Here is a 22,216-nt window from a genome sequence, read left to right as displayed (position 1 = left end):
ATCATTACCAGGAACCCTGCATCATGAATCGACATACTTTTCTCGCTCTCCTTGCCGCACCTCTTGTGCTGCTGGCTACGCCCGCGCAAGCCGCGCTGCGCATCTTCGCCTGCGAGCCCGAATGGGGTGCACTGGCCCAGGAACTCGGCGGCAGCTTGGTCGACGTATCGGTCGCCACCAACGCACGGCAAGACCCGCATCAGATACAGGCCAAGCCCAGTCTGATCGCCCGTGCGCGCAATGCCGATCTTGTCGTGTGCACCGGCGCAGAACTGGAAATTGGCTGGCTTCCTGTTCTGTTGCAACAGTCGGGCAATGCCAAGATACAACCTGGTCAACCGGGCAACTTCGCTGCCGCTGACTACGTTCGCAAGCTCGAAATACCGACACAGCTGGACCGCTCGCAAGGGGACGTACACGCTGCCGGCAACCCGCATATCCAGACGGACCCGCGCAACATCGCTCAAGTGGCAGTTGCCCTCACGGCCCGTTTGCAGCAGGTCGACGCGGCGAACGCTGGCCAATACGCGAAGGCGCAGGCCGACTTCAGTCAGCGCTGGCAACAAGCGATGGCGCGCTGGTCAACACGTGCCGCGCCGCTCAGGGGCGTCCCGGTGGTTTCCCAGCACAAGGCCTTTGTGTACCTGTACGACTGGCTGGGTCTGAAGGAAGTCGCCGTGCTGGAACCCAAGCCGGGGGTTGAACCCACGGCGTCACATCTGCAAGAAGTGCTCTCCACCTTGAAGGCAACTCCTGCGCGCATGGTGCTGTACTCCGCGTACCAGGACCCGCGGCCCTCCGAATGGCTGAGCAAGAACGCTGGCATCCCGGTAGTGAAAATCCCGTTCACGGTGGGCGGCACGGATGGTGCCAAGGACCTGTTCGGTCTGTTCGACGATACCGTGACGCGGCTACTGGCTGGGCTGGGCAAGCCATGAGCTGGAGCGCACTCGACTGGGGCATCCTGGCCCCCGCACTGATCGCCGGTCTGCTGGTGCTTGCAACCCATGTCCCTCTAGGCACCCAGGTACTGGACCGTGGCATCGTCTTCATCGACCTCGCCATCGCACAGATCGCAGGGCTGGGGGTCATCGCCGCCGACGCACTGGGCATGCCCGAAGGTGGCATCGCAGTACAGGTGGCAGCGGTATGTGCGGCCTTGCTCGGTGCTTGGCTGCTCACGTGGACCGAACGGCGCGCGCCCGAGCAGCAGGAAGCGCTGATTGGCGTGATGTTCATCCTCGCTGCCTGCGCCGGCATCCTGATGCTGTCGAGCAACCCGCACGGCGGCGAACATTTAAAGGACCTGCTGGTCGGGCAAATCCTCTGGGTCAACACGACACAACTCGTGTGGCTTGCGGGCGTGTCAGCGCTGCTTCTGCTGGCAATGTGGCTCGGGCTGGTCCAGAGGTTTGGTCGTTTCGGGTTCTACGGGGTATTTGCGCTCGCGGTGACTGCCTCAGTGCAGTTGGTTGGGGTGTACTTGGTGTTCTCCAGTCTCATCATTCCAGCATTGGCGACCCGCGCGTATCGGGGACGCAATCGCCACCGCATTGCGTATGGGATAGGTGCTCTCGGTTACGCGATCGGGCTAGCGCTTTCTGCATTGTTCGACCTGCCGTCTGGCGCGGTGATTGTCTGGGCTTTGGCGGCATGTGCTTTGGTTGGATCCAGGGTGCTTGGCTCGGCTGTCGGGCGAACGCAATGAGCAGTCAATGAACCTGATTGGCAATTGAAATGCGCCCAATGCGATCGAACCCAGCGGGTTGCGCGACGCCGCCTGCCAATCCGAAAGGGGCCTGGGGCCTGCCAATCGCCGATTCCTTTTTTGATGGGCACCATCCCCGCTACGATGCATGCACCGCATGATTCATAGATACGCTCCGTGACACTTCCCTGGCTAGGCCCCAACGATCCATTTCCCGCAGTCTCTGGCGCCTGGGACACTTCGAGCCCCGCGCCAGGTTTGCTCGCCGCCGGCGGTTCACTTTCGGTTGAGAACCTCAGCACGGCCTACCGCTCGGGAATTTTCCCGTGGTACTCCGAGGGCCAGCCCATTCTGTGGTGGTCGCCAGACCCGCGCATGGTGCTCCAGGTGGCGCAGTTTCGCGTGCACCGGTCGCTGCGCCAGACGCTGCAGAGGTTTCGCGCCGATGCGAGCTGCGAGATTCGTATCGATCACGATTTCGCTGGCGTCATCACAGCATGTTCGCAGGTACCGCGGGCGGGGCAAGCGGGCACCTGGATTGGTGAGGACATGATCGAGGCCTACATCCGACTGCACCAGGCCGGCATCGCCCACAGCATCGAGACCTGGATCGATGGCCAGCGCATCGGTGGCCTTTACTGTGTGGCCATTGGGCACGCAGTGTTTGGTGAATCGATGTTTTCCCTGCAACCAGACGCCTCCAAGATTGCGCTCGCCGCATTGGTGGCGCTGTGCCGCCACCAGGGTATTGAACGTATCGACTGCCAGCAAAATACGCCCCATCTGGCGCGACTTGGAGCACACGAGGTGCCGCGCACGCAATTCACAGTGCAGGTGGCATTGGCTTGCCAGCAAGCGCCTGTGGAATGGTTATTCAAGCCTCTATACTGGGACGAAATCCTTCGCCTTGCGCCCGCATCCGGATGACGCAACTCAACGAACTTCCCTTCCAGACGCTGCAGTTTTATGCCACGGCGCCTTATGCGTGCAGCTACCTGCCGGGGCGCGAGGCGCGTTCCCAAGTGGCCACCCCAAGCCACCTGGTGCGCAGCGACAGCTATTCAGCGCTGGTCGCACAGGGCTTCAGGCGCAGCGGCATGTTCACCTACCGGCCCTATTGCGATGGCTGCCACGCCTGCATTGCCTTGCGGGTGCTTGCCTCGAAATTCAAACCTGACCGGAGCCAGCGCCGTGCGCGCGCCCGCCACCAGCACCTTCAGGCGCGCGTGCTTCAGCCAAGCTTCGACGCGGAACACTACCAACTGTACCTGCGCTACCAGACGGGCCGCCATAGCGGCGGGGGCATGGACCACGACAGCGTCGAGCAGTACACACAGTTTTTGCTGCAAAGCCGCGTCAATTCACGGCTGGTGGAGTTTCGCGAAGCCGACACCCTCGCTACCCCTGGCCGGCTGGTGATGGTCTGCATCCTGGACGTACTCGACGATGGCCTTTCCGCTGTATACACCTTCTACGATCCCGCGCCTGGGTGCAATCTGGGAACCTACGCCATCCTTTGGCAAATCGAGCAGGCACGGGCACTGGGCCTGTCGCACGTCTACCTTGGCTATTGGATCCAGGAAAGCCGAAAAATGCGGTACAAGGCGCGCTTTGTTCCCCACGAAATTCTGGTGAACGGCCATTGGCAAACCATGGAGATCCGAACCTAGCCGGCACTTCTTTTTTTCACAAGGTAAAATATTCCACCGCACTGTGGATACCGTTGCCATGAAAAAAAGCCCTCTTTCTGCACCTCCAAAGCCGAGTGTTCAGGTTCTAGAGCGCGTGTTTGCACTAATCGACATACTCGCAGGCCATGAGGAAACCGTCTCCCTCAAGGAAATTAGTGAGCGCACAGGCCTGCACCCTTCCACGGCACACCGCCTTCTCAATGATCTGACTATTGGCCGTTTTGTCGATCGCCCGGAAGCTGGCAGCTACCGTCTAGGAATGCGTCTGCTGGAACTTGGCAATGTGGTTAAAACGCGCCTGAATGTGCGCGATGCAGCGCTCGTTCCCATGCGTGAGTTGCATCGCCTCATACAACAGCCAGTCAACCTCAGCCTGCGCCAGGGGGACGAGATTATCTATGTGGAGCGCGCCTATAGCGAGCGCTCGGGTATGCAGGTGGTGCGTGCCATTGGAGGGCGCGCACCGCTGCACCTTACTTCTACGGGTAAGTTGTTTCTCGCGGCCGATGAGGCATCCCGTGTACGCGCCTATGCGACCCGCACGGGTCTTGCCGGCAATACCCGCAACAGCCTGACGCGCCTTCCAGACCTGGAGCGTGAGCTGGCCCAGGCGCGCAAAACTGGCGTTGCCCGCGACAACGAGGAACTGGAGCTCGGCGTGCGCTGCATGGCAGCTGGCATCCGTGATGATCAAGGCAAACTGGTGGCAGGGCTGTCAATTTCGGCGCCCGCCGATCGGCTTGACGATGCCTGGCTTCCCAAGCTGGAAGCTACAGTCCGAGAAATTTCGATGGCTCTGGGCTACTTGAAAGAAGGCGAATCGCCTGCGTAAACCGCCGCCTTTGAAATCCACTGCGTACCAGAAAGCGCCTGCCTCGGCACACGCCACGCACTCAGCCCTTGATTGTTTGCAAATGGTGGAGACCGGCGGCAAGCTTCGGGGTCGCTTCTACCCAGGAGCGCACACGCTCGGCGTCGGCAATGCGGCTCAATTTACCAGCCGAATCCAGAAACACCATAATGAGCTTGCGGCCTGCGATCTGCGTCTGCAAGACCATGCAACGCCCAGCCTCTGTGATATAGCCCGTCTTTTGCAGGCCGATGTCCCACTCCGGGTTCTTCACCAGGCGATTGGTATTGTTGTACTGCAGCATGCGGTGGCCGACAGCCACCTCATAGCCAGGCGAGGTTGTGAATTCCCGGAGCAACGGGTCGCCGTAGGCAACATTCACCAAAGCAGCCAAGTCACGCGCGCTCGACTGGTTCTGGCTTGAGAGACCCGTAGGTTCCACGTAGCGTGTGTTGGTCATGCCGAGCAGCCGCGCCTTGGCGTTCATTAGGGCGACAAACGCTGGCAACCCTCCTGGATAAGTGCGACCGAGCGCATGCGCAGCCCGATTCTCGCTCGACATCAATGCCAGGTGCAGCATTTCGCGGCGGCTGAGGGTGGTGCCTACAGCCAGGCGCGAACGGCTGTTCTTTTCGGTATCGACGTCGTCCTGGGTGATGGTGATGGGCTCAGCCATCGGCAACCGCGCCTGGCTGATGATCAAACCCGTCATCAGCTTGGTCAGTGAGGCAATGGGCAACACCGCGTGGTCGTTCTTGCTGAGCAGGACTTCCTTGGTATCTTGGTCGATCACCAGCGCCACGCTGGACTTGAGGTCCAACGGACCCTCCACCGCGTGCAGGCCGGCCATTTCACCAAAAGAAGGGCGTGCATTGACGACTGCGGCGGCAACACGGGGTTTGTGCACAGAATGCGCTGAGGTGCGCACCACGTGAGAAGACTTATGCTTGCGCACCGATACCTTGGCCACAGTGGCTGTGCGCTTGGCAGTGGCGACCGATTTTTTTGCTGGGTGTTTGCGCTGCGCAGCATCGGCCGCGGGCGCCGCCAAGGCCACGCCCAGCGCGACAATGAAAAAGCCCCTGCAAATTGGAGAAAAGGTGGCACACAGGCGGCGAAAATTCACGGGATGTCTCCAAATACCTACAACGGTGTAGGAGTGTAGCTACTCATAAAAAAACATGCAAGATCAATGTCTTGCATGCTGTTTTGCAGAAGTTGCTTGAAATCAACACGGCGCGGGAGCGCCTAGCCCTGGGCAGCGACTTTTTCTGCCTTGCTGTGCAGCTTGTTGAGTGCACTGATGTAGGCCTTGGCTGACGCGACGACGATGTCTGGATCCGCGCCCACACCATTGACCACACGGCCGCTGCTCTGCAGGCGCACCGTCACCTCGCCCTGGCTTTCGGTCGAACCGCTGATGGCATTCACCGAGTACAGCACCATTTCGGCCCCACTTTTCGCATGCTGTTCAATGGCTTTGAGCGAGGCATCTACCGGGCCATTGCCGTCCGACTCGCCCTTGATTTCCTTGCCGGAAGCCGTAAACACAATGCTTGCATGGGGCCGCTCGCCGGTTTCACTGTGCTGAGTGAGAGACACAAATACGTACTCTTCCCCGTGGTTGGAGACGCTCTCGTCGCTCACCAGCGCCAGGATGTCTTCATCGAAGATCTCGCTCTTGCGGTCGGCCAGTTCCTTGAAGCGGGCAAATGCTGCGTTGGTATCCGCTTCGCTCTCCAGGCTCACGCCAAGTTCCTGCAGGCGCTGTTTGAAAGCGTTGCGGCCGCTCAATTTGCCCAGAATGATCTTGTTGGCGCTCCAGCCCACGTCCTCGGCGCGCATGATTTCGTAGGTATCGCGCGCCTTGAGCACGCCATCTTGGTGAATACCGCTGGCGTGCGCAAAAGCGTTCGCCCCGACCACGGCCTTGTTCGGCTGCACAACGAAACCGGTGGTCTGGCTCACCATGCGGCTGGCCGCCAAGATATGCCGCGTGTCGATACCTACTTCGAGGCCAAAGTAGTCCTTGCGCGTTTTCACCGCCATGACGACTTCCTCAAGCGAGCAATTGCCGGCACGCTCGCCCAGACCGTTGATGGTGCATTCGACCTGGCGCGCGCCGCCGATCTTGACGCCGGCAAGGGAATTGGCCACTGCCATGCCCAGATCGTTGTGGCAATGCACCGACCAGATAGCCTTGTCGCTGTTGGGCACACGCTCGCGCAGGGTTTTGATGAAGTTGCCGTACAGCTCAGGGATGGCATAGCCCACGGTATCGGGCACGTTGATAGTGGTCGCGCCCTCACGAATCACCGCCTCAATGACACGGCAGAGAAAGTCCATCTCGCTGCGGTAGCCATCTTCCGGGCTGAATTCGATGTCTCCGCACAGGTTGCGGGCAAAGCGCACGGATTGCGTCGCCTGCTCCAGCACCTGCTCGGGCGTCATGCGCAGCTTCTTCTCCATGTGCAGCGGGCTCGTCGCAATGAAGGTGTGGATGCGGGCACGGTTGGCGCCTTTCAAGGCTTCGGCAGCGCGCGAGATATCGCGGTCGTTGGCGCGCGAGAGCGAGCAGATGGTCGAATCCTGGATGTTGTTGGCGATGAGTTGGACGGCTTCGAAGTCGCCGTTGGAGCTGGCCGCGAAACCCGCTTCGATGACATCAACCTTCAGGCGCTCAAGTTGGCGTGCGATGCGCAGCTTCTCATCGCGCGTCATGGAGGCGCCGGGCGACTGCTCGCCGTCGCGCAAGGTGGTGTCGAAAATGATGAGTTTGTCTGTCATCGTGCTCTCCGAAAATGGTGGTTGCTTAATGTTGTAGGTGGGCGTGCTGTGTCAGGCTGGCGCAACCGCGCATTGTGCACGTTGTGCCCCCTGCGCCGTGGCGCGCTCCAGGCCCGAGACGATGGCCTTGAGGGCAGCAGAAATGACATCGGCGTCCATGCCCACGCCAAACAGGGTTTGGGTCTCGTTCACGCGCAGTTCAAGATAGGCGACTGCCTTGGCATCGGCGCCGGCTCCGATGGCATGCTGGTGGTAGTCAATCACGCGAATGCGTTGGCCCGTGGCCGCTTGCAAGGCTTGAATGAAGGCGTCTATCGGGCCATTGCCCTGCCCGTCCACGTTAACCAGCGCCCCGCCCCAGTGCAACTGGCCGCGCAGGCGCACCGAAGCATTGGCCTGCGCCTCAAGCACGCGGCTTGAGAGCGTTTGCACGGTAGCCAAGCCGTACTCTCGCTCAAACAAGGCGTAGAGATCGGCCGCAGACAACTCTGTGCCGGCCACGTCCATCACACGCTGCACCACCTGCATGAATTCAATTTGCAGGCGCCGGGGCATTTCGATGCCGTATTCGCTCTCCAGCAGGTAGGCCATACCGCCCTTGCCCGACTGGCTGTTGACGCGGATGACCGCCTCGTAGCTGCGGCCAACGTCCTTGGGGTCGATGGGCAGATAGGGCATGTCCCAGACATCGCCATCGCGCCGCGCCGCAAACGCCTTCTTGATCGCGTCCTGGTGCGAGCCCGAAAACGAGGTATAGACCAGATCGCCTGCATAGGGGTGCCGCGGGTGCACGGCAATCTGGTTGCAGTGTTCCACCGTCGCACGGATTTCGTCGATATTGGAAAAATCGAGTTCAGGCGATACACCCTGCGTGTAGAGATTGAGCGCCACGTTCACCAGGTCCAGATTGCCGGTGCGCTCGCCATTGCCAAACAGGCAGCCTTCAATGCGGTCGGCGCCCGCCATCAGGGCAAATTCGCCCGCGGCCGTGCCAGTGCCCCGGTCGTTGTGCGGATGCACCGACAGCACAATGCCATCGCGGCGCGCGAGATGGCGGTGCATCCATTCGATCATGTCGGCAAAGATATTGGGCGTCGAGTGCTCAACCGTCGAAGGCAGGTTGACGATGCACTTGTGCTCGGGGCCTGCGTTCCACACGGCGGTCACCGCATCGACCACCCGCTTGGAAAACGCGAGGTCGGTGCCCGAGAACATTTCCGGCGAATACTGGAACGTCCAGCGGGTATGCGGCTGGCGGGCGGCGAATGCATTGAACATCGCCGCATGGGTGGTCGCCAGCGACACGATCTCATCCTCGTCCATACCCAGCACCACGGTACGCATCACGGGCGCGACTGCGTTGTAGAGGTGCACGATGGCGCGCGGTGCACCTTGGAGTGACTCGAACGTGCGTGCAATCAGGGGCTCGCGCGCCTGCGTCAGCACCTGGATGGTCACGTCATCGGGAATACGGTCTTCTTCGATGAGTTTGCGCACAAAGTCGAATTCCACCTGCGATGCGGAGGGAAAACCAACTTCGATTTCCTTGAAGCCAATCGCCACGAGCTGCTCGAACATGCGCATCTTGCGGGCAATGTCCATGGGCTCCACCAGCGCCTGGTTGCCATCGCGCAGGTCGGTCGACAGCCAGATGGGCGCGCGGGTCAGGACTGCATCGGGCCAGGTGCGGTCTTTGAGGCCGATCGGGGCGAATGCACGGTACTTGGTGTGGGGGTGCTGGAGCATGTGGTGGTCTCTGCCAGGGTTGGAAAATCAACCAGCAACCCCAAAAACAAAACGGCCCGTTGCTGGTGCGAACGGGCCGAAGTGAGGATGGTGCTTGCGCGCTACCGTATCCGCCCGTGAGGAACGTTTAGTAGGGCTAGCGACATCTTGGTCATGAGGGTGTCCACTCTAGCACAGGATGTTCAGTTGTGCAGCCCACGTTCGTCGGGCTCGTCAGTGGATGTGCTGATAACGCTGGTCTGTTGCCCTTTGGACTTGCGCCAAGCGTAGACGCCGTAGCCGCTGAAACCATAGACCACAAAAATGCAGAACAGCACCAGCGACGGACGGATGCTGATCATGGCCAGGCCCAGGGCAATCAGCACGATCACCGCAAAGGGCACGCTTTTTTTCATCTGCACGTCCTTGAAACTGTAAAACGGCACATTGGTCACCATGGTGAGGCCGGCGTAGAGCGTGAGGGCAAACATGATCCAGGTGATCTGGCTCCAGCTGAGCCATCCCGGCAGGCCGCGTGCGACCCCGAACTCGGTCAGCAACCAGATGAACCCGGCCACCAGCGCGGCAGCAGCCGGCGATGGCAGGCCTTGAAAGAACCGTTTGTCGACCACGCTGGTGTTGACGTTGAAACGGGCGAGCCGCAGAGCGGCGCAGGCGCAGTACACAAAGGCAGCGATCCAGCCCCAGCGGCCAAGGTCTTTCAGGGCCCATTCGTAGGCGATCAACGCGGGGGCGGCGCCGAACGACACCATGTCCGAGAGCGAATCCATCTGTTCGCCGAAGGCGCTTTGCGTATTCGTCATACGCGCTACGCGGCCATCCAGGCTGTCGAGCACCATGGCGCAAAAAATACCAATACCGGCCATATCGAAATGCCCGTTCATGGCCATCACGATCGCGTAGAAGCCGCCAAACAGCGCCGCCAGCGTGAAGAGGTTGGGCAGTATGTAGATGCCCTTGCGCCGCTTGCGCACGAAGACGCCGTGTGGCGTTTCGCTTTCGTCAATTTTTGACATCAAAAGGGCCTCCAGCGCTTGTTTCTATTGCCCATATAGCTACTTTTTTAATAGTATTTTCTCCAACAACTCAGGCGGCAGTGTAGTCGCGGCCTTCCACCCGCCCCCAACAACAAAGGCCACCGAAGTGGCCTTTGCATGGCTCAGCGCACGGCTGGGCGCTCAGTTGCGGGTCTGGTCGACAAGCTTGTTCTTGGCGATCCAGGGCATCATGGCGCGCAGCTGACCGCCGACCTTCTCAATCGAGTGGTCGGCGGTGTTGCGGCGGCGTGCCGTCATGCCGGGGTAGCCGGTGCGGCCTTCCAGGATGAACATCTTGGCGTAGTCGCCGTTCTGGATGCGCTTGAGCGCATTGCGCATCGCCGCGCGCGACTGCTCGTTGATGACCTCGGGGCCGGTCACGTACTCGCCGTACTCGGCGTTGTTGCTGATCGAGTAGTTCATGTTGGCAATGCCACCTTCGTAGATCAGGTCCACGATGAGCTTGAGCTCGTGCAGGCACTCGAAATAGGCCATTTCTGGGGCGTAGCCGGCTTCGACCAGGGTTTCGTAGCCCATCTTGATCAGCTCGACGGCGCCGCCGCACAGGACGGCCTGTTCGCCGAACAGGTCGGTCTCGGTCTCTTCCTTGAAGTTGGTCTCGATAATGCCGGCCTTGCCGCCGCCGTTGGCCATGGCATACGACAGCGCCAGGTCACGCGCCTTGCCGGTCTGGTCCTGGTGCACCGCGATCAGGTGGGGCACGCCGCCGCCCTGGGTGTAGGTATTGCGCACAGTGTGGCCGGGGGCCTTGGGCGCCACCATCCACACGTCCAGGTCGGCGCGGGGCACCACCTGGTTGTAGTGGACGTTGAAGCCGTGGGCGAAGGCCAGCGAAGCGCCCTGCTTGATATTGGGCTCGACGTTGTTCTTGTAAACCGAGGCGATGTCTTCGTCGGGCAGCAGGATCATGACCACATCCGCCGACTTGACGGCGTCGTTCACTTCCATCACCTTCAGGCCCGCTTTTTCGACCTTGGGCCACGAAGCGCCGCCCTTGCGCAGGCCGACCACGACCTTGACGCCGCTGTCGTTGAGGTTTTGCGCGTGTGCGTGGCCCTGGCTGCCGTAGCCGATGATGGCCACGGTCTTGCCCTTGATGAGGCTCAGGTCACAGTCCTTGTCGTAAAAAACTTTCATCTCTTCTCTTTCGTAGATAAGGGGTTTGGCCGTTCTCCCTGAGCCTGTCGAAGGGCTCGTCTGCCCCGCAGGGGCTTCGACAGGCTCAGCCCGAACGGGCCGAATGGCTGAGCCTTTGGTGAACAGGGGCGGACTTTACACGCGCAGCACGCGTTCGCCCCGGCCGATGCCGCTGGCACCGGTGCGCACGGTCTCCAGGATGGCCGTGCGGTCGATGGCTTGCAGGAAGGCGTCGTTCTTGGCCTGGTCGCCGGTGAGCTCCAGCGTGTAGCTGCGCTCGGTCACGTCGATGATGCGGCCACGGAAGATGTCGGCCATGCGCTTCATCTCCTCGCGCTCCTTGCCCACGGCGCGCACCTTGACCATCATGAGCTCGCGCTCGGTGTACGCGCCTTCGGTGAGGTCGACCACCTTGACCACCTCGATCAGGCGGTTGAGGTGCTTGGTGATCTGTTCGATGACGTCTTCAGAACCCGCGGTCTGGATGGTCATGCGCGACAGCGATGCGTCCTCGGTGGGTGCGACGGTCAGCGATTCGATGTTGTAGCCCCGCGCAGAGAACAGCCCGACCACGCGCGAGAGCGCACCGGGTTCGTTTTCGAGCAGGACGGCGATGATGTGTTTCATGAAGAGATTCCTCTTTTTGCTGCCCTCCGCGCACGCCGGTAAGCGTGCGCCTTGGCAGGCAATAGATTCGTCGAAAATACTACCGTAATGATAGCTGCTTGCGCTTATGGAGTATGCGCTGGAGGCCGATTTGACTACAAATCCTCCGAGCCCAGCAGCATTTCCGTGATGCCCTTGCCGGCCTGCACCATGGGGAAGACGTTTTCCGTGGGATCGGTACGGAAATCCATGAACACCGTGCGGTCCTTGAGCTTGCGCGCTTCGCGCAGCGCGGGTTCTACGTCCTGCGGGCGCTCGATCAGCATGCCCACGTGACCATAGGCTTCGGCCAGCTTGACGAAGTTGGGCAGCGCGTCCATGTAGCTGTGGCTGTAGCGGCCGGAGTATTCGATCTCCTGCCACTGGCGCACCATGCCGAGGTAGCGGTTGTTCAGCGACACCACCTTGATTGGCGTGTTGTACTGCAGGCAGGTCGAGAGCTCCTGGATATTCATTTGCACCGAGCCTTCGCCGGTGATGCAGAACACCTCACTTTGCGGCTTGGCCAGCTTGATGCCCATGGCGTAGGGAATGCCCACGCCCATGGTGCCCAGGCCGCCGGAGTTGATCCAGCGGCGCGGCTCGTCGAAGCGGTAGTACTGGGCCGCCCACATCTGGTGCTGACCCACGTCGGAAGTGATGTACGTGTCGGCATCCTTGGTCATGTTCCAGAGCGTCTCGACCACGTACTGGGGCTTGATGACGTCCGCGCTGCCCATGCTGTACTTCAGACAGTCGCGGCTGCGCCAGCCTTCGATGGTGTCCCACCACGCGGCCAGGGCGCCAGCATCGGCCCGGGTCGTGGTTTCGCGGACCATGGAGATCAGCTCGGTCAGCACGTCCTTGACATCGCCAACGATGGGAATATCGACCTTGACGCGTTTGGAAATGCTCGATGGGTCAATGTCGATGTGAATGATCTTGCGCTCGTTCTGCGCAAAGTGCTTGGGGTTGCCAATCACGCGGTCGTCAAAGCGCGCGCCCACCGCCAGCAGCACGTCGCAATGCTGCATGGCGTTGTTGGCCTCCACCGTTCCGTGCATGCCAGGCATGCCGAGAAACTTGCGGTTGCTCGCTGGGTAAGCGCCCAGGCCCATCAGCGTGTTCGTCACCGGGTAGCCCAGCATGTCCACCAAGGTGCGCAACTCGTTCGTGGCGTTGCCCAGCAACACGCCGCCGCCGGTATAGATGTAAGGCCGCTTGGCGGCCAGCAACAACTGCAGCGCCTTGCGGATTTGCCCGCCATGGCCCTTGCGCACCGGGTTGTAGGAGCGCATTTCGATGCTTTGCGGATAGCCTTCGTACGCCGCCTTCTTGAATGAGACGTCCTTGGGGATGTCGACCACCACCGGCCCGGGCCGGCCCGAGCGCGCAATATGGAAGGCCTTCTTCAAGGTGATGGCCAGGTCACGCGGATCCTTGACCAGGAAGTTGTGCTTGACGATGGGCCGCGTAATGCCCACGGTGTCGCATTCCTGGAAGGCGTCCAGGCCAATCGCGGCCGTGGGCACCTGGCCGGTGATGATCACCATGGGAATGCTGTCCATGTAGGCTGTGGCAATACCGGTGACCGCATTGGTGACGCCGGGACCCGAGGTGACGAGTGCCACGCCTACGTCGCCCGTGGCACGGGCATAACCGTCCGCAGCATGGATGGCGGCCTGCTCGTGGCGCACCAGCACATGCTGCATGGTGTCTTGTTTGTAGAGTGCGTCGTAGATGTAGAGGACCGCACCGCCAGGATAGCCCCAGATGTACTTGACACCTTCGGCCTGCAAGGCCTTGACGAGAATTTCTGCACCCATGAGTTCCTGGGTGGCGGGAGCAGCGCCCTGCTTTTGGGCGGCGGCTGCCGATGCGAGTTCGGCTGATGAGATTTCCATGATGAACCTTTGTGATTTTCTCTAACGAAAAACCTTGGGTGCTTCTTGCCAAGGCCCTCGTGAGGCCCGCTCGAAACTTGAGGCCAAGGACATGGGCGGGATGATTGCCGCGCCGGACCGAGACCCGTTTGCTTTGATGATGCTGGGCGCGATTATCGCACTGCAACAAATCGCCTGTGCGCCGGAATTGAAAAAAACGTGGAAATGCAATAATCCGCGCCGCAGCCCGGCAGCGATTGGGCGCAGCCCCTGTCTCCACCACCTGCCCCTCTTGGCCACCGAAAAAGAACTGTCTGATTTCCTCAAAAGCGTCGAAAAACGGGCCTTCAAACGCTCGTACTACCACGTGCGCAACGAGGAATCTGCGCTGGACATCGTGCAGGACAGCATGATGAAGCTGGCGGAACACTATGGCGACAAGCCTTCCAACGAGTTGCCGATGCTGTTTCAGCGCATTCTCAGCAACTGCACGCTGGACTGGTTTCGTCGCCAGAAAACCCACCGCGCGGTGTTTTCTTCCATGGGTGAATTTGTCCCGGCAGGCGACGATGGGGGAGAATTCGACGTACTGGACGCTCTGTCGCTCTCAAGCAACGGTGAGCGCGCCAGCAGTGCAGAAGATATTGTGCGCAGAGAACAAATTTTTCACCAAATCGAGCATGAAGTCGCACTCTTGCCCACGCGTCAACGAGAAGCGTTTTTAATGCGTTATTGGGAGGAACTGGACGTCGCCGAGACCGCTGCTGCCATGGGTTGCTCTGAAGGCAGTGTCAAAACCCATTGTTTTCGTGCAGTTCAAACGCTCGGCAAAGCCCTCAAGGCCAAAGGAATCGAACCATGAAAACCCTTCCCGCAACCAGTGTCGATCTGGCTTTGGAGCGCTACGCGCACCGCATCACAGCACGCCTAAACGAGGGGCTTGCCGATGTACCTTATGAGGTCGCCGAGCAATTGCGGGCGGGCCGCATGCAGGCACTCGCCCAACGCAAAAAACCGGTCGCTGTGCGCAAGCCCGCGTCCGTGCTCACTCGCCTGGGCAGCAGTTTGGCGCTCGGCGGTGGCCGAACGGGAGGCTGGCGGTACGCTCTTCTGTCGGCGATTCCGGTGCTGACGCTGGTGGCTGGCCTCATGGTGGTTGGCGCCCAGCAGGATGAAACAGGCGTCAGCGAAATCGCAGAGGTGGATGCCGCCCTGCTGACCGATGACCTGCCGCCCGCCGCCTACGCCGACCCCGGTTTTGTGCAGTTTCTCCAGGCTCGCGCCAACCAAAGTCACTGAGCGGGCCGCATCCTTTCTCTTTTTGCATGTACGCATCCACGACGCACTCTTCTCAAACGCCCCGTGCCACGCCAGCCACCGTGCTGGCGTTGGTTTTGCTGGTGGGCCTTGCAGTTGGCGGTGCGATGGTGCTGAACATGGGCCGGATCGCTCCCGGCACACAAATCCCCCCAGACGCGATGGTCCCCCAGGGCGATGCTGCTGTGCAGTCCGCCACCACAAAACCCAAAGCGCGCGCCGTCGCCTCTGGTCCTGGCTGGGAGTTGATGACCACTCCGCAAAAGCTGGCCTTGTATCCCCTTGCGGAACGTTGGGCCTATTTGAGCGAAGCGCAAAAACGCTATTGGCTGGCACTGGCACAGAACTTCGCTTCCATGCCTGAATCGGAACAAGAACGCTTGCACGCCCGCATGACGGCATGGGCGAGCCTGAGCGCGCAGCAGCGTAGCCAAGCGCGACTCAATTTTGCCGTCACACGCCGCCTGGCACCCCACGACATTCGTTCCGAATGGGAAACCTACCAGGCCTTGAGCGATGCCGACAAAAAGCGCCTTGCAGCCAAGGCTGCAAAACCTAGGGGAGCGGCCACCGCACTGAAGCTGGCGCGCACCAAGCGACTCGCCCACGTGCCTGCGGCCGATGGCGCGCAGGCAAAAGTGGCCAACCCACCGAAAATCGTGTTCCCCGCACCCGCAGCGGTTCGGCTGCCTTCCGTGCCCGAACCCGTTGCATTGCCACCAGCGCCGCCTGCGCCGCCCGCCTCTGCAAGCGACAATCCAGTGCCTGCGCAAATGCCGCAGGCCCCAGCTCCTTCTAACGCCCCTACGCAATCCGATCCCCTGCCCCCGGTGTACGTGAATTGAATCCTTTGAATTTTCCCGCCAAAGCGTCCGCCAATGCCCTGGCCAGCGCCGCCATGGCGGCTCCCGCCCTCTCCCGCCGCATGGCCTGCTGGCTGTACGAAGGCATCCTGATGTTTGGCGTGGTGTTCATCGCCGGCTATCTGTTTGGTACGCTGAGCCAGACTCGGAATGCCCTGGACAACCGCCACCCGCTGCAAGCGTTTCTTTTTGTCGTATTTGGTATTTATTTCGTCTGGTTCTGGTCCAAGGGCCAGACTTTGGCGATGAAAACCTGGCACATCCGCGTGGTGGATACTGCCGGCCGACCCGTCACGCAACGGCGCGCTCTGGCCCGCTATGCGCTGGCCTGGCTGTGGTTCTTACCGCCTTTGCTGGTGGCAGCGCCGTTTCAATTGCCTGCCCTGGAGGTCGTCGTGATTCTGCTGGGCTGGATCGCTTTCTGGGCCTTCGCCAGCCGCTTGCATCCGCAGCAGCAGTTCTGGCACGACGCGCTGGCCGGTACGCGCCTGGTTAATGCCCTGGCTTGACAGGACTGAACCTGACGTAATGGCATCGGCGGCGACAATGCGCCCCATGACCAAAGCTGCTGGCACGAATTCGCCGCCCACCAATCTCCAGAAGCAGCGGCGCGGCCTGCACCGCATGCTGCACGCGACCCGCTATTCCCTGCTCGGCCTACGCGCCGCCTGGGGCGAAACCGCCTTTCGCCAGGAAGCCATTGCCGCGCTGGTGCTGGTACCCGCGGCTTTCTGGCTCGGGAAGAGCTGGATCGAAGTCGCCCTGCTGGCCGGTTCGGTCGTACTGCTGATGGTTGTGGAACTCCTCAACACCGCGGTGGAAGCCGCGATCGACCGCATTGGCTCCGAATGGCATGTGCTCTCAGGCCGTGCGAAGGACCTAGGCAGCGCCGCCGTCCTGCTCAGCCTGCTGCTGTGCATGGGCATCTGGGGCGCCGCCATTTACCAAAGGATTGTTCATGGCTGAGCCCCGTTTTTCGGTGTGTGTGTACTGCGGCTCTCGGCCCGGAGAAAACCCGCTGTTTGGCGAGGCGGCCCAGGCCGTGGGTACCTGGATTGGCACGCAGGGCGGCCAGCTCGTCTATGGCGGTGGCCGCAGCGGCCTCATGGGTCTGGTGGCGCAGGCCACAGCCCAAGCCGGTGGCCGCGTGGTGGGCGTCATCCCACAGTCGCTGGTAGACAAGGAACATGCCAACCGCGCGTGCGACGAGCTGCACATTGTGCAAACCATGCACGAACGCAAGGCGCTGATGGCCGAGCGCAGCGACGCTTTTCTGGCGCTGCCGGGCGGCATTGGTACCTTCGAAGAGCTGTTTGAAGTCTGGACCTGGAGCCAGCTCGGCTACCACAACAAGCCCATCGGCCTGCTCGACGTGGCCGACTATTACCAGCCGCTGCTGGCGTTTCTGTCGGGCAGCGTGCAGGCCGGCTTCATGGGGCCGTGGCAAATGGACCTGGTGCGCGTGGGCACTGAGCCGGCGAGCCTGCTGGCGCAGTTGGTGCAGGCCGCGCCGCGCAGCGCAGCGCAAGAAGGGGCGCTGCAGGGGAAAATTTAATCGGCCAACCGAATTACACCGCCGCGTCGTCCAGATCGCCCGTGCGGATGCGCACCACGCGCTCGACGGCGGTGACGAAAATCTTGCCGTCGCCGATCTTGCCGGTGCGCGCCACCTGCACGATGGCGTCCACGCAGCGCTCCAGGTCTTCGCTGCGCACCACCACTTCAATCTTCACCTTGGGCAAAAAGTCCACCACGTACTCTGCCCCGCGGTAGAGCTCGGTGTGGCCCTTCTGGCGGCCAAAGCCCTTCACCTCGGTGACCGTGAGGCCGGTGACGCCGCATTCGGCCAGCGCCTCGCGCACCTCTTCGAGTTTGAAGGGCTTGATGATGGCGGTGATCATTTTCATAGAGGAACTCCTGGGTTTGGTGAATGCGTTGCGTCAGGCGCGGAACTGGTTGGTGATGGGATAGCGCCAATCCTTGCCGAAGCTGCGCCGGGTCACGCGGATGCCCACCGGCGCCTGGCGGCGTTTGTATTCGTTGATTTTGATGAGGCGCGTCACCCTTTCGACATCGGCACGCTCGAAACCGGCCGCGATGATGGATTCAATGGCCTCGTCGTTTTCCATATAGCGCGCAATGATGGCGTCCAGCACCTCGTAGGGCGGCAGACTGTCCTGGTCGGTCTGGTCAGGCCGCAGCTCGGCGCTGGGTGGGCGCGTGATGATGCGCTCGGGGATCGGGTTGGCGCCGGTGTTGAACGGGTCGTTGGCATTGCGCCAGCGCGCCAGCGCAAAGACCTGCGTCTTGGGCACGTCCTTGATGGGCGCGAAGCCCCCTGCCATGTCGCCGTACAGCGTGCAATAGCCCGTAGCCAGCTCGCTCTTGTTGCCCGTGGTCAGCACCAGGCTGCCAAACTTGTTCGACAGCGCCATCAAGAGCGTGCCGCGAATGCGCGCCTGGAGGTTTTCTTCCGTCGTGTCTTCCGCCTTGCCAGCAAATTGCGGCGCGAGGGAAGCCTTGAAGGCTTCGAATGCGGGGCGGATATCGATCTCTTCGTACGACACGCCCAGGCGCCCGGCCATGTCACGCGCGTCGATCCAGCTGATGTCGGCGGTGTAGGGCGACGGCATCATTACCGTGCGCACGCGGCCCTTGCCCAGCGCATCGACGGCCAGCGCCAACACCAGCGCCGAATCGATGCCGCCCGAGAGGCCCAGCAGCACACCGGGGAAGCCGTTCTTGCCGATGTAATCGCGCACGCCCAGCACCAGCGCATGCCACAAGTCTGGCAGCACGCCAGGCAGCGGCGCCACGTCTGCTTTAATTTTGATAGCTGCCTGCGCTTGTTCCACCTGCGCAAACACCAGTTTTTCTTCAAAAGCCGGGGCACGGGCGACGACAGCGCCGTCCGCATCCAGCGCAAACGAGCGCCCTTCGAAGACCACCTCGTCCTGCCCGCCCACCAGGTGCGCATAGACCAGCGGCAGGCCGGTTTCCTGCACCCGCGCGCGCATGGTCTCCTCACGTGTGCTGCTCTTGCCGCTGTGGAACGGCGAGGCGTTGATGACGGCGATGAGCTGGGCGCCCGCTGCCGCCACGTCCCGTGCGGGCGTGGTGTGCCAGGCGTCCTCACAAATCAGCAAGCCCACCTGCAGGCCGGCGACCTCGAACACGCAAGGCGCCTCGCCGGGCCGGAAGTAGCGCCGCTCGTCAAACACCTCGTAGTTGGGGAGCTCCCGCTTGGCATAGGTCTGCTCAATGCGCCCGGCGCGCAGCACGCTGGCAGCGTTGAAACAGGTGGCAAACGCGGCCGCTCCGCTGGCCCGCTGCGGGTGCCCCAGCACGATGACGAGGTCTTTCAGGGCCGCCGTCGCCTCGGCAATGCGTTTGACGGCATCATCACAGGCCGCGAGAAACGCTGGCCGCAGGAACAAATCCTCGGCGGCATAGCCACACAAGGCCAGTTCGGGCGTCAGCAGCAAGGCCGCGCCGCCGGCATGGGCCGCGTGCGCTGCATCGATGATCTTCTGCGCGTTGCCGCGCAGGTCACCTACCGTGAAATTGAGTTGCGCTATGCAAATGGAGAGCGTCATGGGGTCCAGAAGGGCGGACAAAAGTCAGCGGCAAACCATGCCGAGCACACGAGCATTCGCAATGAACGCACGCGTTGCCAGGGCCCTGCATGGCTGAAAAAGGCATTATCACCCGCGTGCACACCAGTCCGCTGGCGCTGGACGCTGCAGAGTGGAACGCCCTCCTGGCGCACCAGGCGCACGCCACCCCCTTCATGCGCCACGAGTACCTCGCGGCCGTGCACACGAGCGGCGCTGCCGTGCCCGCCACCGGCTGGCACCCGCACTATGTCACGCTGGAGCAGGAAGGCCATCTGATCGCCGCCTGCCCGCTGTACCTCAAGGAACATTCGTACGGCGAATACGTGTTCGACTGGGCCTGGGCGCGCGCCTACCAGGAGCACGGCCTGCGCTACTACCCCAAAGCCCTGATGGCTGTGCCGTTCACCCCGGTGCCGGGAGCCCGGCTGCTGGCGCGCGACGAGGCGGCACGCACGGCGCTGCTCCGCGCGGTGGTAGCCTGGTGCGAGGAGCAGTCCTTGTCGTCCTTGCACCTGCTCTTTGGCAGCGATGCGGACATGGCGGCGTGCAAAAGTGTGGGGCTGATGCAGCGCACCACCGTGCAATTTCACTGGAAGAACCGTGCGCCCGGCGGCGGCAAGTTCCACGATTTCGACCATTTTCTCGGCGCCCTCACCCAGGACAAGCGCAAGAAAATTCGCCAGGAGCAACGCCGCGTGCGGGACGCGGGCGTGCGCTTTCGTTGGGCGCTCGGGTCGAACATTTCCGCTGCCGACTGGGATTTTTTCTACCGCTGCTACGAACGCACCTACCTGGAGCACGGCAACCCGCCCTACCTCAGCCGCCCGTTCTTTGAGCGCATGGCGCAGGACATGCCGGGCGCCTGGCTGCTGTTCATTGCCGAGCGTGAAGGCAAAGCGATCGCTAGCAGTTTGATAGCTGTAAGCGCATATCCGTCAAGCGCTGGAGGCCAAAATGACCTGGATTTTTCGCCACCAACAGCCTATGGCCGCTACTGGGGGGCGCTGGAGCGGGTGGACAGCCTGCACTTTGATGCCTGCTACTACCAGCCACTCGCCTGGTGCATAGCGCATGGGTTTGCTGCCTTCGAAGGCGGTGCGCAGGGGGAGCACAAAATGGCCCGCGCGCTGATGCCGGTCGCCACACACAGCGCCCACTGGCTGGCCCACCCCGCCTTTGCCGATGCAGTGGAGCACTTCCTGGAGCGCGAGGATGCCGGCGTGGCGGCGTACCTGGAAGAATTGGAGGGTCGCACGCCGTTTCGCACGGCAACACAGAGGGCTGCAAACCCCTGATTGCAACGCGGAGGTACTGCTTTTGAGTTGCCAGTTCACCTAAAGATGCATATTATCTACATCTAATAAACAAGCCATGACCACGATGCCCATTCCTACCAAAATCACGCTTCCCTGCATCCCAACCTCTGAGGTCTGCCATGGGCGCGTCTGACCAGGCAGCGCCTCTGGCGCAGGCGCTGGAGCGCCCCTATCGCCACGGCTTCGTCACGGATGTCGAGTCAGACTCATTGCCGCCAGGCCTTGACGAGGGCACGATTCGGGCCATTTCGCTGCGCAAGCGCGAGCCCGAATTTTTGCTGAAGTGGCGCTTGGCCGCCTACGAGCGCTGGCTGACCATGCCAACGCCCGAGTGGGCGCATGTGCGCATGGAGCCGGTGGACCTGCAGGCGCTGTGCTACTACTCGGCCCCCAAGTCGCTCAAGGACGGCCCCAAGAGCCTGGCCGATGTGGACCCCAAACTGCTCGAAACCTACGAGAAGCTCGGCGTGCCGCTGCACGAGCGCGCACGGCTGGCGGGCGTGGCAGTGGATGCGGTGTTCGACTCGGTCTCCGTGGGCACCACCTTCCGCGAGCAACTGCACAAAGTCGGCGTCGTCTTCTGTTCGTTCTCGCACGCCGTCGAGCACTACCCGGAACTGATTGAGCGCTACATGGGCAGCGTGGTGCCAGTGGGCGACAACTACTACGCCGCACTGAACTCGGCGGTGTTTTCCGACGGCTCCTTCGTCTACATCCCCAAGGGCGTGCGCTGCCCGATGGAGCTGTCGTCGTACTTCCGCATCAACGCCAAAGGCACGGGCCAGTTCGAGCGCACGCTCATCATTGCGGAGGAAGGCAGCCACGTGAGCTACCTTGAAGGCTGCACGGCGCCGCAGCGCGACGAGAACCAGCTGCACGCCGCCGTGGTGGAGCTGGTGGCGCACGACGACGCCTACATCAAGTATTCGACGGTGCAGAACTGGTACCCCGGCGACGAAAACGGCCTGGGCGGCATCTACAACTTCGTCACCAAGCGGGGTTTGTGCGCCGGCAAGCGCTCGCACATCGCCTGGACGCAGATTGAAACCGGCTCGGCCATCACCTGGAAGTACCCCAGCGTGGTGCTGCGCGGCGACGATTCGCGCGGCGAGTTCCATTCGATTGCCGTGTCCAACCACTTCCAGCAGGCGGATACCGGCACCAAGATGATCCACCTGGGCAAGAACACCAGCAGCCGCATCGTCTCCAAGGGCATCAGCGCCGGCAACGCGCAAAACAGCTACCGTGGCCTGGTGCGCATATCCCCCGGTGCGGCCAATGCACGCAACCACACGCAGTGCGATTCGCTCTTGATTGGCCCCAAGTGCGGCGCCCACACCTTCCCCTACATCGACACCACACGCAGCGACGCCGTCGTAGAGCACGAAGCCACCACCACGCGCATCTCGCAGGACCGCTTGTTCTACTGCCAGCAGCGCGGCATTGCCCCCGACGACGCAACAGCGCTCATCGTCGGTGGTTTCTGCCAGTCGGTGCTCGAAGAGCTGCCGATGGAATTCGCGCTCGAAGCCAAGGCCCTGCTCGCGGTCTCGCTCGAAGGCTCGGTTGGCTGAGCCAGAACATTCTTAGAAAAGTCG

At 61.8% G+C, this 22,216-nt stretch carries 22 protein-coding genes; 13 read left to right on the top strand and 9 right to left on the bottom strand.

Annotation, left to right across the window (positions count from 1 at the left end):
* The first annotated feature begins 23 nt into the window (after window positions 1–23).
* From D3F03_RS01120 to D3F03_RS01100, 5 genes are all read left to right on the top strand, one after another.
* Entirely contained in the window at window positions 24–938 is a 915-nt protein-coding gene (locus tag D3F03_RS01120) for a metal ABC transporter substrate-binding protein (RefSeq protein WP_119107534.1), read from the top strand.
* Window positions 935–1,708, top strand: a complete 774-nt coding sequence (locus D3F03_RS01115) for a metal ABC transporter permease (RefSeq protein ID WP_119107533.1) — start codon at window positions 935–937, stop codon at window positions 1,706–1,708. The genes D3F03_RS01120 and D3F03_RS01115 overlap by 4 nt, the downstream gene beginning before the upstream one ends.
* Window positions 1,709–1,885: 177 nt before the next feature.
* Window positions 1,886–2,635, top strand: a complete 750-nt coding sequence (gene aat, locus D3F03_RS01110; RefSeq protein WP_342769290.1) for a leucyl/phenylalanyl-tRNA--protein transferase — start codon at window positions 1,886–1,888, stop codon at window positions 2,633–2,635.
* Window positions 2,632–3,378, top strand: coding sequence for an arginyltransferase (locus tag D3F03_RS01105; RefSeq protein WP_119107531.1), 747 nt, complete (start codon window positions 2,632–2,634; stop codon window positions 3,376–3,378). Before aat ends, D3F03_RS01105 begins: the two co-directional genes overlap by 4 nt.
* 58 nt (window positions 3,379–3,436) lie before the next feature.
* A complete protein-coding gene (locus D3F03_RS01100) occupies window positions 3,437–4,231 on the top strand; it encodes an IclR family transcriptional regulator (RefSeq protein ID WP_119107530.1) in 795 nt (264 codons plus the stop codon).
* Window positions 4,232–4,292: 61 nt separating this feature from the next.
* Here D3F03_RS01100 and D3F03_RS01095 read toward each other — a convergent pair whose 3' ends face one another.
* The 7 genes from D3F03_RS01095 to D3F03_RS01065 form a co-directional block, all read right to left on the bottom strand.
* Window positions 4,293–5,375: a serine hydrolase gene (locus D3F03_RS01095; protein WP_425453052.1), complete on the bottom strand. Its 1,083-nt coding sequence runs from the start codon at window positions 5,373–5,375 to the stop codon at window positions 4,293–4,295.
* Between the two features lie 122 nt (window positions 5,376–5,497).
* Complete coding sequence (locus tag D3F03_RS01090; protein ID WP_119107529.1) at window positions 5,498–7,036, bottom strand: 2-isopropylmalate synthase; 1,539 nt, start codon at window positions 7,034–7,036, stop codon at window positions 5,498–5,500.
* A gap of 51 nt (window positions 7,037–7,087) precedes the next feature.
* Window positions 7,088–8,782, bottom strand: coding sequence for a 2-isopropylmalate synthase (gene leuA / locus D3F03_RS01085; protein WP_119107528.1), 1,695 nt, complete (start codon window positions 8,780–8,782; stop codon window positions 7,088–7,090).
* A gap of 182 nt (window positions 8,783–8,964) precedes the next feature.
* Complete coding sequence (gene pssA / locus D3F03_RS01080) at window positions 8,965–9,798, bottom strand: CDP-diacylglycerol--serine O-phosphatidyltransferase (protein WP_119107527.1); 834 nt, start codon at window positions 9,796–9,798, stop codon at window positions 8,965–8,967.
* Window positions 9,799–9,960: 162 nt separating this feature from the next.
* Window positions 9,961–10,977 carry a ketol-acid reductoisomerase gene (gene ilvC, locus D3F03_RS01075; RefSeq protein WP_119107526.1) on the bottom strand — a complete coding sequence of 339 codons (1,017 nt, stop codon included), beginning with the start codon at window positions 10,975–10,977 and terminating at the stop codon, window positions 9,961–9,963.
* A gap of 135 nt (window positions 10,978–11,112) precedes the next feature.
* On the bottom strand, window positions 11,113–11,604 hold the full coding sequence (gene ilvN / locus D3F03_RS01070) for an acetolactate synthase small subunit (protein WP_119107525.1): 492 nt from the start codon (window positions 11,602–11,604) through the stop codon (window positions 11,113–11,115).
* A 134-nt stretch (window positions 11,605–11,738) separates the two neighbouring features.
* A complete protein-coding gene (locus D3F03_RS01065) occupies window positions 11,739–13,526 on the bottom strand; it encodes an acetolactate synthase 3 catalytic subunit (protein WP_119107524.1) in 1,788 nt (595 codons plus the stop codon).
* Window positions 13,527–13,797: 271 nt separating this feature from the next.
* Between D3F03_RS01065 and D3F03_RS01060 the strand changes: the two genes are divergently transcribed.
* From D3F03_RS01060 to D3F03_RS01035, 6 genes are read left to right on the top strand one after another with little or no spacing between them, the layout of a single operon-like run.
* A complete protein-coding gene (locus tag D3F03_RS01060) occupies window positions 13,798–14,367 on the top strand; it encodes an RNA polymerase sigma factor (protein WP_119108496.1) in 570 nt (189 codons plus the stop codon).
* Entirely contained in the window at window positions 14,364–14,804 is a 441-nt protein-coding gene (locus tag D3F03_RS01055) for a DUF3619 family protein (protein ID WP_119107523.1), read from the top strand. Before D3F03_RS01060 ends, D3F03_RS01055 begins: the two co-directional genes overlap by 4 nt.
* A gap of 26 nt (window positions 14,805–14,830) precedes the next feature.
* The gene (locus D3F03_RS17475) at window positions 14,831–15,667 is read left to right on the top strand and encodes a DUF3106 domain-containing protein (RefSeq protein WP_119107522.1); all 837 of its coding nucleotides are present in this window, start codon (window positions 14,831–14,833) and stop codon (window positions 15,665–15,667) included.
* A gap of 53 nt (window positions 15,668–15,720) precedes the next feature.
* Complete coding sequence (locus tag D3F03_RS01045) at window positions 15,721–16,194, top strand: RDD family protein (RefSeq protein WP_119108495.1); 474 nt, start codon at window positions 15,721–15,723, stop codon at window positions 16,192–16,194.
* 46 nt (window positions 16,195–16,240) lie between these two features.
* The gene (locus tag D3F03_RS01040) at window positions 16,241–16,651 is read left to right on the top strand and encodes a diacylglycerol kinase (protein ID WP_119108494.1); all 411 of its coding nucleotides are present in this window, start codon (window positions 16,241–16,243) and stop codon (window positions 16,649–16,651) included.
* Window positions 16,644–17,240, top strand: coding sequence for an LOG family protein (locus D3F03_RS01035; protein ID WP_119107521.1), 597 nt, complete (start codon window positions 16,644–16,646; stop codon window positions 17,238–17,240). The genes D3F03_RS01040 and D3F03_RS01035 overlap by 8 nt, the downstream gene beginning before the upstream one ends.
* A gap of 13 nt (window positions 17,241–17,253) precedes the next feature.
* Here the strand turns inward: D3F03_RS01035 and D3F03_RS01030 are convergent, their stop codons facing one another.
* The gene (locus tag D3F03_RS01030; protein WP_119107520.1) at window positions 17,254–17,592 is read right to left on the bottom strand and encodes a P-II family nitrogen regulator; all 339 of its coding nucleotides are present in this window, start codon (window positions 17,590–17,592) and stop codon (window positions 17,254–17,256) included.
* A 33-nt stretch (window positions 17,593–17,625) separates the two neighbouring features.
* Complete coding sequence (locus D3F03_RS01025; protein ID WP_119107519.1) at window positions 17,626–19,281, bottom strand: NAD+ synthase; 1,656 nt, start codon at window positions 19,279–19,281, stop codon at window positions 17,626–17,628.
* A gap of 89 nt (window positions 19,282–19,370) precedes the next feature.
* Between D3F03_RS01025 and D3F03_RS01020 the strand changes: the two genes are divergently transcribed.
* A complete protein-coding gene (locus D3F03_RS01020; RefSeq protein ID WP_119107518.1) occupies window positions 19,371–20,597 on the top strand; it encodes a GNAT family N-acetyltransferase in 1,227 nt (408 codons plus the stop codon).
* A 140-nt stretch (window positions 20,598–20,737) separates the two neighbouring features.
* Window positions 20,738–22,192, top strand: coding sequence for a Fe-S cluster assembly protein SufB (gene sufB, locus D3F03_RS01015; RefSeq protein WP_119107517.1), 1,455 nt, complete (start codon window positions 20,738–20,740; stop codon window positions 22,190–22,192).
* The last annotated feature ends 24 nt before the right edge of the window (window positions 22,193–22,216 follow it).

It is taken from the genome of Simplicispira hankyongi (genome assembly GCF_003570885.1).
Lineage (GTDB): Bacteria > Pseudomonadota > Gammaproteobacteria > Burkholderiales > Burkholderiaceae_C > Simplicispira > Simplicispira hankyongi.
The sequence above is the reverse complement of the archived record's forward strand: the minus strand, read 5'-3'. Positions and strand labels throughout refer to the sequence as shown.

Coding starts and splice junctions, on each gene's coding strand:
- D3F03_RS01055 (WP_119107523.1), top strand. CDS start 14,364: ATGAAAACCCTTCCCGCAACCAGTGTCGATCTGGCTTTGGAGCGCTAC.
- ilvN (WP_119107525.1), bottom strand. CDS start 11,604: ATGAAACACATCATCGCCGTCCTGCTCGAAAACGAACCCGGTGCGCTC.
- leuA (WP_119107528.1), bottom strand. CDS start 8,782: ATGCTCCAGCACCCCCACACCAAGTACCGTGCATTCGCCCCGATCGGC.
- D3F03_RS01100 (WP_119107530.1), top strand. CDS start 3,437: ATGAAAAAAAGCCCTCTTTCTGCACCTCCAAAGCCGAGTGTTCAGGTT.
- sufB (WP_119107517.1), top strand. CDS start 20,738: ATGGGCGCGTCTGACCAGGCAGCGCCTCTGGCGCAGGCGCTGGAGCGC.
- D3F03_RS01045 (WP_119108495.1), top strand. CDS start 15,721: ATGGCGGCTCCCGCCCTCTCCCGCCGCATGGCCTGCTGGCTGTACGAA.
- ilvC (WP_119107526.1), bottom strand. CDS start 10,977: ATGAAAGTTTTTTACGACAAGGACTGTGACCTGAGCCTCATCAAGGGC.
- D3F03_RS01020 (WP_119107518.1), top strand. CDS start 19,371: ATGGCTGAAAAAGGCATTATCACCCGCGTGCACACCAGTCCGCTGGCG.
- D3F03_RS01105 (WP_119107531.1), top strand. CDS start 2,632: ATGACGCAACTCAACGAACTTCCCTTCCAGACGCTGCAGTTTTATGCC.
- D3F03_RS01035 (WP_119107521.1), top strand. CDS start 16,644: ATGGCTGAGCCCCGTTTTTCGGTGTGTGTGTACTGCGGCTCTCGGCCC.
- pssA (WP_119107527.1), bottom strand. CDS start 9,798: ATGTCAAAAATTGACGAAAGCGAAACGCCACACGGCGTCTTCGTGCGC.
- D3F03_RS17475 (WP_119107522.1), top strand. CDS start 14,831: ATGTACGCATCCACGACGCACTCTTCTCAAACGCCCCGTGCCACGCCA.
- D3F03_RS01120 (WP_119107534.1), top strand. CDS start 24: ATGAATCGACATACTTTTCTCGCTCTCCTTGCCGCACCTCTTGTGCTG.
- D3F03_RS01030 (WP_119107520.1), bottom strand. CDS start 17,592: ATGAAAATGATCACCGCCATCATCAAGCCCTTCAAACTCGAAGAGGTG.
- D3F03_RS01040 (WP_119108494.1), top strand. CDS start 16,241: ATGACCAAAGCTGCTGGCACGAATTCGCCGCCCACCAATCTCCAGAAG.
- D3F03_RS01065 (WP_119107524.1), bottom strand. CDS start 13,526: ATGGAAATCTCATCAGCCGAACTCGCATCGGCAGCCGCCGCCCAAAAG.
- D3F03_RS01025 (WP_119107519.1), bottom strand. CDS start 19,281: ATGACGCTCTCCATTTGCATAGCGCAACTCAATTTCACGGTAGGTGAC.
- D3F03_RS01090 (WP_119107529.1), bottom strand. CDS start 7,036: ATGACAGACAAACTCATCATTTTCGACACCACCTTGCGCGACGGCGAG.
- D3F03_RS01115 (WP_119107533.1), top strand. CDS start 935: ATGAGCTGGAGCGCACTCGACTGGGGCATCCTGGCCCCCGCACTGATC.